We start from the raw sequence: 14,847 nt of genomic DNA, 5'->3' as shown, positions 1-14,847 counted from the left end.
GGTCGCCACCTGCGGCCTGGTCGCCGGCCCGCCCGTCCAGCCCCGACCGCCCGGCCCGCTGCGCTGAAAATGCACAAGATCGGCGGGCGGGCCGCGCATTACAGTGGCGGCATGGCAGAGGAGCAGGTGAGTACGCGCGTCGACAGCTGGATCTGGTCGGTACGGCTGGCCAAGACCCGCTCGATGGCCTCCACCGCCTGCCGTGGCGGTCACGTCCGGGTGAACGGGGTCCGTGCCAAGCCCGCGCAGACGGTGCGGGTGGGCGACGAGGTGCGGATCCGCCAAGAGGGATGGGAACGCGTCGTGATCATCTCCCGGATCATCACCAAGCGGGTCGGGGCTCCCATCGCCGCCGAATGCTACGTGGACAAGAGCCCGCCGCGCCCGCCACGCGAGGCGACCATGCCGGTCGGGCTCCGAGACCGTGGCGCGGGCCGTCCCACCAAGCGCGAGCGCCGCCGCATCGAGCGCCTCTTCGGCCGCCGCCCACCCCACTGACCTGCCGAAGGCGATCCATGTCCCGGCCTGGGCGCCGGGACATGGATGGGCTACTGGCGGGTAAGCGGCCTGTACGGAGGAAGATCTCGTACGGCCGGAAGGTGGACCAGGTGAAGCTTTCGCCCTTGGAGGACGCAGTCGACCCGGAGGCGCTCCGCCGGGTCCTGGACGGCCGGTGGGAGCCTGTCCGCCAGGCCGCTCGCCGGCGGATGCAGGAGCTGAGGCCGCCCGCGGGCGAGACCGGCGACGTCGAGGAGCAGCGCGCCAGGGTCCTGGAGGAGCTGCGGCGGCTGGCCAAGGAGGGGTATCCGCGGCAGGGCTTTCCCAAGGAGTACGGCGGGAAGGGCGACATCGGCGGCTCTGTGATCTCGTTCGAGATGCTGGGACTCGGCGACCTGTCGCTGCTGGTGAAGGCGGGCGTCCAGTGGGGACTGTTCGGCGGGGCGATCCAGGCACTGGGCACGGAACGTCACCACCGCCTGTACCTCCGGCAGGTCATGGATCTGGAGCTGCTCGGGTGCTTCGCGATGACCGAGAGCGGGCACGGCTCCGACGTCGCCCACCTGGAGACCATGGCGACGTACGAGGCCGGCGCGTTCGTGATCCACACGCCGGTGGAGAGCGCCCGCAAGGACTACATCGGCAACGCCGCCCGCGACGGCCGGATGGCCGTGGTCTTCGCCCAGTTGATCGTCGGCGGGGAGTCGCACGGCGTTCATGCCCTGCTCGTGCCGATCCGGGACGAGCACGGACGGCCATGCCCGGGGGTGCGGATCGAGGACTGCGGGCCCAAGGGCGGGCTGAACGGGGTCGACAACGGCCGCCTGTATTTCGATCACGTCCGCGTGCCGCGCGAGGCCCTGCTCAACCGATTCGGCGACGTCGACGCCGAAGGGGTGTACTCCAGCCCGATCGACAACCCGGCACGGCGGTTCTTCACCATGCTCGGCACGTTGATCCGTGGTCGTGTCAGCATCGCGGGCGGGGCGGGGTCCGCCTCCAAGACCGCGCTCACCCTCGCCGTCCGGTACGGCGAGGCGCGGCGCCAGTTCGACCGCCCTGGGACCGGAACCGAGGTCCCGATCCTGGACTACCTGGCGCATCAGCGGAAGCTGCTGCCCGCGCTGGCCACCGCCTACGCGCTGCATTTCGCCCAGGAAGAGCTGGTCACCGCGCTGCACGACCTCCACGGTGAGGACGAGGTCGAGGACTGGCGGCAGCGGGAGTTGGAGTCGCGGGCCGCCGGGCTCAAGGCGATATCGACATGGCACGCCACGCAGACCATCCAGGCCTGCCGGGAAGCATGCGGCGGCGCCGGCTATCTGACGGCCAACCGCCTGCCGCAGCTGAAGGCCGACACCGATGTCTTCACCACGTTCGAGGGCGACAACACGGTCCTGCTGCAGCTGGTGGCCAAAGGGCTGCTCACCCGCTTCCAACACGACGTGGACGACCTCGGCACGCTCGGCCTGGCCCGCTTCGTGGCCGAGCAGTTCGCGGAGGCGCTGATCGAACGCACCGCGGCCCGTTCCACGATCGCCCGCCTTCTGACCGCGCGCGGCGAGCCGAGCGAGGCCGACCTGCTGGACCGGGCCTGGCAGTTGCAGGCCTTCGAGGACAGGGAGAAGCACGTCCTGGAGGGACTCGCCCGGCGGCTGCGCCGGGCCGCCTCCGACGGTGCCGACCCGTTCGAGGTCTTCAACGACGCCCAGGACCATGTGCTGCGCGCGGCCCGCGTCCATGTCGACCGGATCGTCCTGGAGGCCTTCGTCGCCGCCCTGGACCGGTGCGACGAGGCCGCCACCGAACTGCTGGGCCGGGTCTGCGACCTCTACGTGCTGTCCACGATCGAGGCCGACCGCGCCTGGTTCCTCGAACACGGCCGTCTCAGCCCGGCCACCGCCAAGGCGCTGCTCGAGACCGTCAACGAACTCTGCAAGCTGCTGCGCCCGCACGCCCGCACCCTGGTGGACGGCTTCGCCATTCCCCCACATCTTCTCGACGTCCCGATCGTCCGGTACCGGAAGCTTGGCGATCCTTTTGCGGCGTCATTGAGCCGGCTGGCCTGATGCCGCCGAAAAATGGCGCCGGGAATCGGCGTCATTGGTGCCGCGCATCTTCATCTGAAGATCTTTCGGGGTGATCGTCAGGGCCGTTATATTGGCGGGAACTCCCCCGCGTTCTGAGGCGGTGCCGCTTGCGCGTTCTGGTCAGCACGATTCCCCTGTTCGGGCACTTCTCGCCGATGGTGGCGCTGGCCTGGGCTCTGCGTTCCGCGGGTCATGAGGTCGTCGTGGCCTGCCATCGGGACTTCGCCGAGACGGTGACGCGTGCCGGGTTGCCGGCTGAGATCGTCTCCGAGACTCTCGGCAAAGAGGACTACGCCGCGTTCAACGGGAACTCCTCCGAGCATCCCTTCGAGCTCAGCGGACGCGGCTGGGCGGGGCTCGGACTGCGCTGTCTCGACGGGATGGCCGGCATCTTCAAGGCCGGCCCTCCCGACCTGCTCATCAGCGAGCCCGCCGAGTTCGCGGGCCGCCTGATCGCCACCGAGCGGGGCATCCCCTGGGTGCAGCATCACTGGGGGCTGGCCGTCCCACCCGAGATCGTGAACGCCGCTGAGGCCGAGCTGGCGGAGCCGGCCGGGCTGCCCCGGCCCGACCTCACCCTGTACCCGTGCGCCCCGAGCCTCCTGCAGCCCTATGCCGAGCCGGGCACCCACATGCGCTACATCCCCTACAACGGGGCGGAGGTCGTCGCCGACTGGGTTCCGGCGCGCAGCGGGCGGCCCCGCGTTCTCCTCACGTTCGGCAGCGTCCTCCCCCGGCATGGAACGGCCGCCCTGCGCCGGCTGGTCGTCGACATCGCCGAACGCCTGGCCGGGGACGGGCGGGAGGTCATCGTCGGCATGGACCCGGCGATGACCGAGGGCCACGGGCCGATGCCCGAAGGCGTGGTCATGGCCGGTTGGGTCCCGCTCAACCAGGTCCTGCCGACCTGCGACGCCATCATCCATCACGGCGGGATGGGGAGTTCGTCCTCGGCCGTCGTCTACGGCGTCCCGCAGCTGCTGATCCCGCAAGGCACCGACCAGTACGTCAACTCCGAACGGCTGAGCGCGAGCGGCGCCGCCATCAGGCTGGTCGGCGCCGAAGCCTCCGCCTCCGCCGCGGCGGAGGCCGTGACGGCGCTCCTCGAGCACACCTCCTACGCCCGGGCCGCTCAGGCCCTGGCGGACGAGGTCCGCGCCCAGCCCGCACCTGCGGCGATCGTCTCAACGCTCTCGTGCCTGGCCGGCGCCTAGACCGTCGCCGTCGCCCACTGGCCTTCCTGGACGGGGCTCCGGCCGATCAGGGGGGACCACCAGTCGCGGTTGCCGGCGTACCACCGGATGGTCTCGCGGATTCCGGCGTCGAACGGGATCTCGGGGGTCCAGCCGAGTTCGTCGCGGAGCTTGGTGGAGTCGAGGAGGTAGCGGCGGTCATGGCCGGGACGGTCGGGGACGGTGGTCTTGAGGGTGGCGGGCAGGCCGAGCTCGTCCAGGACGAGGTCGGCGATCTCCTCGACGCTCGCCTCGACGCCGGTGCCCACGTGGTACGTCTCGCCGACGCGGCCCTCCAGCAGGACCAGCTCGATGGCCCGGCAGTGGTCGACTGCATGGATCCACTCGCGGCGGTTGGCACTGCTGGCGTAGACCGGGAGCGGGCGGCCGTCGAGGGCCCGCGTGGTGAAGAGCGGGATCACCTTCTCGGGAAACTGGTGGCTGCCGTAGTTGTTGGCGCAGTTGGTGATGGTGACCGGCAGTCCGAACGTCTCGTGATAGGCCCGGATCACATGGTCGGCGGAGCCCTTGCTCGCGTTGTAGGGCGTGCGGGGACGGTATGGCGTCGTCTCGGTGAACACCGCGTCGTCGTCCAGGGCGAGGTCACCGTAGACCTCGCAGGTGGAGACATGGTGCAGGCGTTCGACCTGCTGGAGGCGGCACGCCTCGGCCAGCGCCTGCGTCCCCATCACGTTGGTGCGGAAGAACCGGGCCGGGTCCAGTACGGCGAGGCTGTTGTGCGATTCGGCGGCGAAGTTGACCACGACGTCGACCTGGTAGGTGTCCAGGACGATCCGCACCAGATCGAGGTTGCCGATGTCGCCCTGCACGAAGACGATCCGGTCGCGGATGTCGGCGAGGTTGGTCTCCGTTCCGGCGTACGTCAGCGCATCGAACGCGACGACGGTATCGTCCGGATGCCGCCGCGTCCAATAACGCGCGAAGTGGGAGCCGATGAATCCGGCGGCTCCGGTTACCAATAGCGCTGTCATGGGCTAAGGCTAAGGAGTGAAAAGCTGTTTTCCATGGGCCGGGAGCAAGGTTAGGGGCCCCTATTAGAGCCAGTCTCTCTCAGCGGCGAGAACCCCTGCCTGGAAGCGGCTTCTGGCCCCTAGTTTGGTCATGAGGCTCGATACCTGGCGGCGCACGGTGCGCACGGAGAGCCCCAGTTCGCGCGCGACACTGTCGTCGGTCTGGCCGTTGGCCAGCAGCCGGAGAATGGCACGTTCCTGCGGGGCGAGGCCGATGTCGTCCTTGACCAATTCGTCGCCGAACGGGATCGACGAGATCCAGATGTACTCGAAGAGCGAGCACAGCGCACCGACGAGACCGCCGCTGCGCACCTCCAGCGCGCCAAGCCGCACGTCAGCCGCATCGAGCGGGACGAGTGCCACCTCACGGTCGACGATGACCAGCGGCAGCGGAAGGGTCGGCACCGTGCGCGCCTCCCCGCCCAGCATGGTCAGCCACCGCACGTACCGCAGGGTGACCGGATGGTTGCGGAAACTCTCCTGGTAGACGATCCGGATGCGGACGCCGCGTTCCAGGGCCAGCCGGTCGAGTGGGCGGCTGGCCTCGAGTGCGTCCTCCTGCTGCGGGCCCGCCACGAACGACAGGCAGTCGTCCTGGGCGCTGTGGGCGAGCTCCTCCAGCCTGGCGCGTACGGCCTCGATCCCGTCGAGCTTCTTGACGGCCCCGGTGTCGAATTCCTGCATGGCGTCGTACTCGGCGGAGATGGCCTCCACCACGGTTTTCGCCTGCTCGATCTGCCGGTGCCGCAACGTCAGGTCTTCCTGGTTGCGGGCCAGCAGCATATTGAGCCCCACGACCGGACTGACGGGGAGCAGCGTTCCCGGCTCCTCCGCCGAACGGCGCAGGAGCGAGAGTTCCGTCAGCCGGTCCAGCGCCTTCCTGACGGCCTTCTCGGTGATTCCGAGACGTTCGGCCGTCGCCATCACTCCGGCGTCCGGATGTTTGAGCAGTGCGAGATAAACGCTTTCTGTCACTTCATCGATACCGAGCGCTTCCAGCACTCCGCCTCCCGCAGCATGTCTTCATGATCCATAGTTTTGCTGGTCAGAGACCTCTCGATCAAGTCCATGGCCCAAAGCTGTCATTGGGAACTCCTGTCACCTTGCTGCCATGACGGAAGCTGCCAGGTCGAATCGATGACATTCGACAAATGCGTGTCCAAGATGGAGAACAGACAAGCAACCGGTCATCAGAGGCTGCGAAACCCAGGAGGAATGGTGGCACAGAATCCGGAAGCGCAAGTAATGCTCGATCACGACTGTGCCACTGTAGCGGCCAGCGGATCAGGCGGAGGATTCTCATGGGGTTGACGAGAGGAAATCGCATCAGCCGTGTACGCAGTTCGCATGACTCTGGAAACCGTGGACTGCGCCGGCGCCCCGTCCTCTCCAGCCCCGTCATCGACGGCCCCGGGCCCCACAGCCCCGCACCCGACCACTCTGTCGCCCGCGACGATGTGCGACCTGGCCTGGGCACTCGCCCGCCCTTCGGACCATCTGGAACATCTCTACGCCCGCCGGCACGGGACTGAAATGGAAGTCGTGGTCTTCCTGCTCGCCGAATCGCCCGCCGCAGCCAAGGCCACAGTAGAAACGTTCGGACAACGGCTGTTGTCCTATTCCCCACTACTCGATGGCTGGCGGGTAAAAGAAATATCCCCGCTCAAGCTAGGTGAAGACCCACTTCCTTGACAGGGGGCTGAAGGGTGGAAGTACCACCGTTCATACCGGCTGAAAGAAAGTACACCCACGAGGTCCTGCGGGAATCGATTTCCAGCTCGGCCGCCGACCACGGGCAGATGGTCCTGATCACTGGGGGCCTGGCCAGCGGAAAGACCGAACTGCTGGGCGCCGTCGCCGAATTCGCCAACGAGTCGGGCGCGCTGCTTCTGACCGCGGCGGGCGCACGCGACGAACAACGGCTTCAGATGGGCGTTATGTGGCAACTCCTGCACAGCGCGTCCCTGCCGCCCGAAGTCGTCGACAGGGCCACATCCCTGATCCGCGTTGAGGCGCTCGACGACGACGCCGACGACAAGGCCGTGCGGCCGACCGACACCGGACAGCTGCACGGCCTGTCGGCCCTGGTCCTCGAACTGGCCCGGACCCGCCCCGTCGTGATCAGTGTCGACGATGTCCAGTTCGCCGATCACGCGTCCCTGCAGGTGCTGCTCTACCTGCGCCGCCGGATGCGGTCGGCGCGGATCTTCATGGCGCTCACCGAGTGGGCGCGGCCGAGCCTGCTGCGATCGGTCTTCCACGCGGAGGTCGTCCGCCGGCCGCATCGCCGGATCATGCTGGGCCGGGTGTCCCGTGACGGTGTCGCCGAGCTGGTCGAGCATCGGCTCGGCGCCACCTCCCGGGTGGAGCTGGCTCCCCGCTGCTACCAGATCACCGGCGGCAACCCGCTGCTCGTCCAGGCGCTCATCGAGGACCACCGGGCGGGCGCCGGCGCGGGAGAGACGTTCCGCCAAGCGCTCCTGGACTGCCTGCACCGCTGGGACCCGGATCTGATCAGGGTCGCGATCGGCCTGGCCGTGCTGAACGAGCACGCCACACCGGAGCTGGTCGGCGGTCTGCTCGGCATGAAGCCGACCACGGTCACGCAGATGCTGGCGGTGCTCGACGGTGCCGGGCTGCTGCGGTCGGGACGGTTCCGGCATCCCGAGATCCGCACGACCGTCCTCTACAGCCTGACGACTGAGCTCGCCACCCAGCTGCACGCCCGCGCCGCCGAACTCCTGTACGAGCAGGGCGCCGAGCCGATCGAGGTCGCGCGCCATCTGGTCGGCGCCGACGCCGTGCCCGGCGACTGGGCGCTGCGGGTGCTCCGGCAGGCCGCCGAGCAGCCGCTGGGTTCCGGTGACGTCGAGCTCGCGGGCAGGAGCCTGGAGCTGGCGATCCGCGAGTGCGGGGATGAGTCCGAGCGGCGGTGCCTGCGCATCGCCCTGGTCCGCTGGGCCTGGCGGTTCAACCCGGCCGCGGCGGCGCGGCACCTGCCCTCCCTGCACGACGCGCTGCGGGCCGGTGTGCTGGCCCGCCACGAGGCCATGCCGATCATCAGGCACCTACTGTGGAACGGCGATCTGCAGGCCGCCACCGAGTCGCTTGAGGCGCTGGCCGTCACCGCGGGCCGGGCCGACGCCCGCGCCGTGACCGAGCTGACCTTCTCCTACGGCTGGATCTACGGTTCGCCGCTCCGGCTCCTCGCCGGCAAGGAGGCCGCTCGGCCTCCGGCCGTCCGGCGGGGCGCGATCGAGGACGGTCTCAGCGGCGCCGAGCATGTGCTCCAGGGCAGTTTCCTCGGCGACACGATCCCCGAGGCAGGCGCGATCGCCCTTCTCCTCCTGGAGTACGCCGGTGAGCGGCGCAAGGCCCTGTTCTGGCACGAGACGCTGCTCGGCGAGGCCGAACGGCGGGGCTCGACCACCTGGCAGGCGATGCTCCAGGCCGTCCGCGCCGCCATAGCGCTCCGCCAGGGAAAGCTGCTGGAAGCCGACGACCAGGCCAAAGAAGCGCTCAACGCGCTGCACCCGCAGAGCTGGGGTGTTCTCGTCGGCCTCCCGCTCTGCACCCGCGTCCTGGCCAACACCGCGCTGCACCGGCACGGCAAGGCCACCGAGCTGCTGGACCAGCTCGTCCCCGACGCGATGTTCGACACGGTCTTCGGCCTGCACTATCTGCATGCCAGCGGCCATCACCACCTCGCCGCCGGACGTCCGCTCGCGGCACTCGACGACTTCGAACGCTGCGGCGCGCTCATGAAGGAATGGGACCTGGACATTCCGGCGGCCGTCCCCTGGCGGACCGACATGGCCCAGGCCCACCTGCGCCTCGGCAGTACAGGGAAGGCCCGCGTCCTGCTGACCGAGCAGCTGGGCCGTCTGGGCCCGGGTCCCTCAGACGTCCGCCTGCGGGGCATCACCCTGCGCGTCAAGGCGGCGGCGGGGCCGGTGCCGGAACGCGTTCTCCTGCTCCAGGAGGCCGTCCAACTCTTGGAACGTTGCGACGACCACCGGGAACTCGCCTATGCCCTGGCCGACTTGAGCCAGGCTTACCGCGAACAAGGCGAGCTGAGCCAGGCCCGGCTCACGGCCCGCCGCGCCGAGCAGGAAGGCAAGGTCTGCGGTGCCACCTCCTTGGCCGCGCTCCTCAGCCCCGGCAAGCCCAACTCCAAGCCGGCCCGGCCCGAACACGCCAACGGCGCCCTCATTCTCAGCGACGCCGAACGCCGCGTGGCCAGTCTCGCGGCCTCCGGGCACACCAACCGCGAGATCGGCCGCAAGCTCTATGTCACCGTCAGCACGGTCGAGCAGCATCTGACCAGCGCCTACCGGAAGCTGGCCATCACTCGCCGGGCCGACCTCCCCATGGCCCTGGCCGGCGAAGCCGAAACGACCGCCGCCGAAGCACTGGCCCCCGCCTGAACGACCACCCTGATCGACCACCCCGAAAGCCCGGGTCCGCTGGACCCGGGCATTCGGGTTCGTCGACGTGATCGGGCCATGACTCTTGACTCGGGCTACTCGGCTTACTCGGGCTACTCGGCTACTCGGGCTACTCGGCGGCGCCCAGTTCCTCGTCGAGGATGTCGAAGAGGTCGTCCGCGCTGGCCGTCTCCAAGTGATGGTCGTCCTCGTGCCGGAACGACCAGGCGGCCGCGAGGTCGCGGAGACGGGCCGCGATCTCCTGGTGGCGCCGGGAGTCGGGGGTGGTCGCCGTCAAGGCCGCCGCCAGCCGGTCGATCTGGACATCGAGATCCGCTGAGGCGTCGTCGCCCGCCACGGCGGTACGGAGACGGCCGGCCAGGACGGTGCGGAGATGCCCGGCCAGGGCGGTCACGGACGGGTGGTCGAAGATCAGGGTCGCGGGCAGCCGCAGGTCGGTGTGCGCGGCGAGACGGTTGCGGAGCTCGACGGCCGTGAGGGAGTCGAACCCGAGCTCCAGGAAGCCCCGATCGGGGTCGATGGCCTCCGCAGAGGCGTGGCCGAGGACGATGGCGGCTTCGGCGCGCAGGAGGCCGAGGAGGACGCGTTCCGCCTCCCCCTCGGAACGGCCTGCCAGGCGCGCCGGCCATGAGGTGGCCTGTGCGGTGGTCGCGGTCGGGCGCCGACGGGTGGCGACCATGCCGCGCAGGATGTGCGGGACGCCGTCCTGCTGGTGGCGGATCGAGGCCAGGTCGAGGCGGACCGGAACGAGGAGCGGTTCCGGCGCGGTGAAGGCCGCGTCGAAGAGGCGAAGGCCTTCACCTACGCGCAGGCCCAGCACGCCGGTGCGCTTCATGCGGATGACGTCCGTGTCCTGAAGGTTCTCGCCCAGGCCGCCTTCCGCCCAGAGGCCCCAGGCGAGGGAGACCGCGGGCAGGCCGAGGTTCCGGCGGTGAACGGCCAGGGCGTCCAGGAAGGTGTTGGCGGCCGAGTAGTTGCCTTGGCCCGCGGCGCCCATGGCTCCACCCGCGGAGGAGAAGAGGATGAACGCGGTCAGGTCCCCGGCCAGCTCGCTGGTCAGCTCGTGCAGGTTCCAGGCCGCGTCGATCTTCGGACGCAGAACGGTGTCCATCCGGTCCTGGTCCAGGGCGGTGACGATGCCGTCGTCCAGGACGCCCGCGGCATGGATCACGGCCGTCAGCGGACGCGAGCCGGGAATCGAGCGCAGGAGTTCGGACAGGGCGCCGCGGTCGGCCGCGTCACAGGCCTCGATGGTCACCTCGGCGCCGAGGGCGCGCAGCTCCGCGAGGAGGGCATCGGCGCCCGGAGCCGCAAGGCCCCTGCGGCTGGTCAGGATGAGGTGCTCGGCCTTGTGTTCTTCGATGAGGTGACGCGCGACCAGGCTGCCCAGCACACCTGTGCCACCGGTGATGAGGATCGTTCCGCCGGGCGCCGGGCCTGCCTGGGCGGGCTCATCGGCACGCAGGGTGGCCAGCCGGGGAGCGAGGATCTCGCCGTCGCGGATGGCCAGGGCGGGCTCGTCGGTGGCGATGGCGCGAAGCAGGAGACCGGGTGGTGTGGGCCCGTCCAGGTCCAGGAGAACGATCCGGCCGGGGTTCTCCAGCTGGGCGGAGCGGAGCAGACCCCAGACCGGCGTCTGCGGCAGGTTGATCGTGTCGCCCAGGGCGACGGCGCGATGGGTCACCATGACCAGGCGGGATGACTCGAACCGTTCCTCGGCCAGCCAGGACTGGACGAGGGCGAGGGACTGTGCGGCGACGGACCGGGCCGCGGCGGGAGTGTCGCCCGCTTCGGGAGCCGGACACGGAACGAACACGGTGTCCGGTGTGGGGGCGTCCGAGGCCAGCGCGTCGGCGAGGTCGGCGTGGCGTTCGACGTTCAGGCCCAGATCGTCGTCGCCCAAGACCGCACAGATTCCGGCACCGGCCACGGGTTCGCCGGCGGGTGCCCTGGTCCAGTCCACGCGATGGAGGGACTCGGTGGAGGCAGTCTGGGCGGCCTGGGCGGGCAGGGCGCGCAGGGTCAGGGATCCGATCGAGGCGACCGGGGCTCCGGCGGTGTCGGCCAGTCTCAGGGAGACCGACTCCTGGCCGGACGGCGAGATGCGGACGCGGAGGGCACGTGCGCCGGTCGCGTACAGCTCGACCTGTGACCAGGCGAACGGCAGCATCGGCCTCGCGCTCGCGGGTGCGTTCAGGCCGATCGCGTGCAGAGCCGAGTCCAGGGCGGCCGGGTCGAGGCCGAAGCCGCTCTCCTGGGGAAGGGTGACCTCGGCGAAGATCTCGTCGTTGTGGGTCCAGGCCGCGGCCAGGCCCTGGAAGGCGGCACCGTAACGGTGGCCTTGGGCGGCCAGGTCGTCGTAGAGGCCCTCGATGCCGACGGGCTGCGCGCCCGGTGGAGGCCATGCGATCAAGTCGAAGGACCGGGGCTCGGCGCCCGTGGTGAGGACGCCCTCGGCGTGGCGGGTCCACGGGCCGTCTTCGCGTCCGGAGTAGATCGAGACCTTGAAACGGTCCGCGTCGTCCGCGCCGGCGACCACCGTCACCTGCAGGGTCGTCGATCCCGTGGGCGGGAGTTCCAGGGGCGCTTCGAGGGTGAGTTCCTCGACGACGTCACAGCCGACCTCTTCTCCCGCTCGGCGTGCCAGCTCCACGAAGGCCGTTCCGGGGAGCAGGACGGATCCGCCGATCTCGTGAGCCGCGAGCCACGGGTGAGTGGCGAGGGAGATCCGCCCGGTGAGGGTGGCTCCGGACCGGTCGGCGTGACGCATGGTCGCGGCGAGGAGGGGATGCCCGGTCCCCGCGAGGCCGAGGCTGCCGGGATCGCCGTTCTGGGTGGCGACGTCCTGCCAGTAGCGCCTGCGCTGGAACGGGTAGGTCGGGAGTTCCACGGGGTGGGACGACGGCGCGAAGACCTCGTTCCAGTCGATGCGTGCGCCGTCGGCATGGAGGCGGGACAGGGCCGTCATGAGCGACCTGGACTCGCCCGTGTCGCGGCGGAGGAGCGGAACGCAGAGGTGGTCGTCGGAGCCGATCAGGCCGGTGAGAACGGCGTCGGGGCCGACCTCGACCAGGCGTGTGACCTTGCTGGCCAGGAGGGTGTCCACGCCGTCGCCGAAGCGGACCGTTGCGCGGACATGCCGGACCCAGTACCCGGGTGAGCCGAGCTCAGAGGGTGCGGCGACCTCGCCGGTGACGTTGGAGACGAGTGGGATGCCCGGCGGGTGGAACGCCAGCTTCCCGATGACCCGGCGGAAGTCATCCAGCATCGGTTCCATGAGCGGCGAGTGGAAGGCGTGCGAGACCCGCAGCCGGGAGACCCTGCGGCCCTCGGCTTCGAAACGCGCCGCGATCAGCTCGACCTCGTCCGCCGCGCCGGAGACGACGACGGAAGCGCGGCCGTTCACCGCGGCCAGGCCGGTCCCCTCGGTCAGGACCGCACGGACCTCGGCCTCGGAGGCGGCGATGGCGGCCATCGCGCCTCCTGGGGGCAGTGCCTGCATCAGACGGCCGCGGGCCGCCACGAGGGTGCAGGCGTCCGGCAAGGTGAGGACACCGCTGACATGGGCGGCGACCAGTTCACCGAGGGAGTGGCCGGTGACCATGTCGGGAGAGACTCCCCACGATCGCAACAGGTGGAAGAGGGCCACCTCCAGGGCGAAGAGCCCGGCCTGGGCGTAGACGGTCTGGTCGAGGATCCCGGCGTCTTCTCCGAAGACGACGTCCTTGATGGGACGGTCCAGGTGCTCGTCGAATTCGGCGCAGATCTCGTCGAAGGCTTCCGCGAAGGCCGGATACGTGCCATAGAGGTCACGCCCCATGCCTGGACGTTGTGAACCTTGGCCGGTGAAGAGGAACGCGGTCTTCGCGCGTCCGGTACGCGCCTTCCCTTGAACGAGACCGGGTGAGTCCGTGCCGTCAGCGAGAGCGGCGAGGGCCTTGACGAGTTCTTCACGGTCCGCGCCGAGCACGGCCGCGCGGTGTTCGAAGTGGGAACGCGTGAGCGCCAGCGAACGGCCGATGACCGACGCCGGGTGCTGAGCCGCGTGAGGCAGCAGCTGGGCGGCCTGTGCGCGCAGGGCTTCAGGTGAACGTGCGGACAGGAGCCACGGCAGGGTGCGGCCAGTGGACCGGTCGCCGGACGGCGCGTCAGGCTGTTCCGGGAGCCCATTCCCTGGTGCCTCTTCGATGATGACGTGGGCATTGGTGCCGCTCAGGCCGAACGACGAGACCCCGGCACGGCGGGGGCGGTCAGGATCCGGTTCCCAGGGGACGGCTTCGGTGACGAGGCGCACCTGGCCCGCCGACCAGTCGACGTGGGGCGACGGCTCGCCGGCGTGCAGCGTCGGCGGAACGCGGCGGTTGCGGAGCGCCTCGACCATCTTGATGATCCCGGCGGCCCCGGCGGCGGCCTGGGTGTGGCCCAGGTTCGACTTGATCGAGCCCAGCAGGAGCGGCCGCCCGGCGGGCCGGTCCTGGCCGTAGGCGGTGAGCAGCGCACGGGCCTCGATGGGGTCGCCGAGCCTGGTACCCGTGCCGTGGGCCTCGACGACGTCGATGTCGGCGGGCGCCAGGCGCGCGGATTCGAGGGCCTGCCGGATGACGCGTTGCTGCGCGGGACCGTTGGGCGTGGTGAAGCCGCTGCTGGCGCCGTCCTGGTTGACCGCGCTGCCGGTGACGACGGCGGCGACCGGGTGACCGTTGCGGCGGGCGTCGGAGAGGCGTTCCATCAGGAGTACACCGGCGCCCTCGGAGCAGCCGATGCCGTCGGCGGCGGCGCCGAAGGCCTTGCAGCGGCCGTCAGCGGCCAGGCCCCGCTGCTCGGAGAAGTACACGAACATGTCGGGTGCGGCCATGACCGTCACCCCTCCGGCGAGCGCGAGCGAGCACTCGCCCCGGCGCAGGGACTCGGCTGCCCAGTGCAGCGCGACCAGGGAGGACGAGCAGGCGGTGTCGACGGTGACGGCCGGGCCCTCCAGCCCGAGGGTGTACGAGACGCGGCCGGAGACGAGGCTGCCGTCGCTGCTGCCGGCGCCGTAGTCGTGGTACATCACGCCGCAGAAGACGCCGGTCCGGCTGCCCCGGAGGGCCGAGGGGACGATTCCGGCGCGTTCGACGGCCTCCCAGGACGTCTCCAGCATCAGGCGCTGCTGCGGGTCCATGCCGAGGGCCTCGCGCGGTGAGATGTCGAAGAAGCCGGCGTCGAAGTCGGCCGCGTCGTGGAGGAACCCGCCCTCGTTGGCGCAGCTGCGTCCGGGCAGGCCCGGTTCGGGGTCGTAGAGGCCGTCGAGGTCCCAGCCCCGGTCGGCGGGGAAGCCGGAGATCGCGTCCGTTCCACCGTCGACCAGGCGCCAGAGGCTCTGCGGTCCGGTCACGCCACCGGGGAACCGGCATCCCATCCCGATGATGGCGATCGGCTCGGCTGGACTTTCGGGGCGCTCGGGGGCCTCGGACGGCTCGGAGGCTTCGCTGAGCTCCCGGCGCAGGCGCTCGTTCTCCAAAAGGGACGCGCGCAGCGCTTCGACTATCTGGTCGGACGAAGTAGCCAT

8 protein-coding genes are annotated in these 14,847 nt (G+C 70.2%); 5 read left to right on the top strand and 3 right to left on the bottom strand.

Annotation, left to right across the window (positions count from 1 at the left end):
* The first annotated feature begins 111 nt into the window (after nt 1–111).
* The 3 genes from F8566_RS44960 to F8566_RS44950 all read left to right on the top strand — a co-directional run bounded on the left by F8566_RS44960 (nt 112) and on the right by F8566_RS44950 (nt 3,802).
* A complete protein-coding gene (locus F8566_RS44960; RefSeq protein WP_151569734.1) occupies nt 112–498 on the top strand; it encodes an RNA-binding S4 domain-containing protein in 387 nt (128 codons plus the stop codon).
* A gap of 110 nt (nt 499–608) precedes the next feature.
* The gene (locus tag F8566_RS44955; RefSeq protein WP_225994102.1) at nt 609–2,567 is read left to right on the top strand and encodes an acyl-CoA dehydrogenase family protein; all 1,959 of its coding nucleotides are present in this window, start codon (nt 609–611) and stop codon (nt 2,565–2,567) included.
* Between the two features lie 128 nt (nt 2,568–2,695).
* Nucleotides 2,696–3,802 carry a nucleotide disphospho-sugar-binding domain-containing protein gene (locus tag F8566_RS44950; RefSeq protein ID WP_151569730.1) on the top strand — a complete coding sequence of 369 codons (1,107 nt, stop codon included), beginning with the start codon at nt 2,696–2,698 and terminating at the stop codon, nt 3,800–3,802.
* On the opposite strand, the gene rfbB is transcribed toward F8566_RS44950, so the two are convergent.
* Both rfbB and F8566_RS44940 read right to left on the bottom strand, forming a co-directional pair.
* Entirely contained in the window at nt 3,799–4,812 is a 1,014-nt protein-coding gene (gene rfbB / locus F8566_RS44945; protein WP_151569728.1) for a dTDP-glucose 4,6-dehydratase, read from the bottom strand. The two genes, F8566_RS44950 and rfbB, sit on opposite strands and share 4 nt — an antisense overlap.
* Nucleotides 4,813–4,875: 63 nt before the next feature.
* Nucleotides 4,876–5,826, bottom strand: a complete 951-nt coding sequence (locus F8566_RS44940; RefSeq protein WP_404800404.1) for a LuxR C-terminal-related transcriptional regulator — start codon at nt 5,824–5,826, stop codon at nt 4,876–4,878.
* A gap of 480 nt (nt 5,827–6,306) precedes the next feature.
* Here F8566_RS44940 and F8566_RS44935 point away from each other — a divergent pair, with 480 nt between their 5' ends.
* Together F8566_RS44935 and F8566_RS44930 are read left to right on the top strand one after the other, a co-directional pair.
* Complete coding sequence (locus F8566_RS44935; protein ID WP_151569724.1) at nt 6,307–6,543, top strand: hypothetical protein; 237 nt, start codon at nt 6,307–6,309, stop codon at nt 6,541–6,543.
* Between the two features lie 14 nt (nt 6,544–6,557).
* Nucleotides 6,558–9,278, top strand: a complete 2,721-nt coding sequence (locus tag F8566_RS44930) for an AAA family ATPase (RefSeq protein ID WP_192810209.1) — start codon at nt 6,558–6,560, stop codon at nt 9,276–9,278.
* A gap of 130 nt (nt 9,279–9,408) precedes the next feature.
* Here F8566_RS44930 and F8566_RS44925 read toward each other — a convergent pair whose 3' ends face one another.
* A complete protein-coding gene (locus F8566_RS44925; RefSeq protein WP_225994101.1) occupies nt 9,409–14,847 on the bottom strand; it encodes a type I polyketide synthase in 5,439 nt (1,812 codons plus the stop codon).

Origin of the sequence: Actinomadura rudentiformis (assembly GCF_008923185.1) — a bacterium.
GTDB lineage: Bacteria > Actinomycetota > Actinomycetes > Streptosporangiales > Streptosporangiaceae > Spirillospora > Spirillospora rudentiformis.
The sequence above is the reverse complement of the archived record's forward strand: the minus strand, read 5'-3'. Positions and strand labels throughout refer to the sequence as shown.

Bases quoted from the DNA above. Each gene is read 5' to 3' on its own strand.
- F8566_RS44960 (WP_151569734.1), top strand. From the start codon at position 112: ATGGCAGAGGAGCAGGTGAGTACGCGCGTCGACAGCTGGATCTGGTCG.
- rfbB (WP_151569728.1), bottom strand. From the start codon at position 4,812: ATGACAGCGCTATTGGTAACCGGAGCCGCCGGATTCATCGGCTCCCAC.
- F8566_RS44935 (WP_151569724.1), top strand. From the start codon at position 6,307: ATGTGCGACCTGGCCTGGGCACTCGCCCGCCCTTCGGACCATCTGGAA.
- F8566_RS44925 (WP_225994101.1), bottom strand. From the start codon at position 14,847: ATGGCTACTTCGTCCGACCAGATAGTCGAAGCGCTGCGCGCGTCCCTT.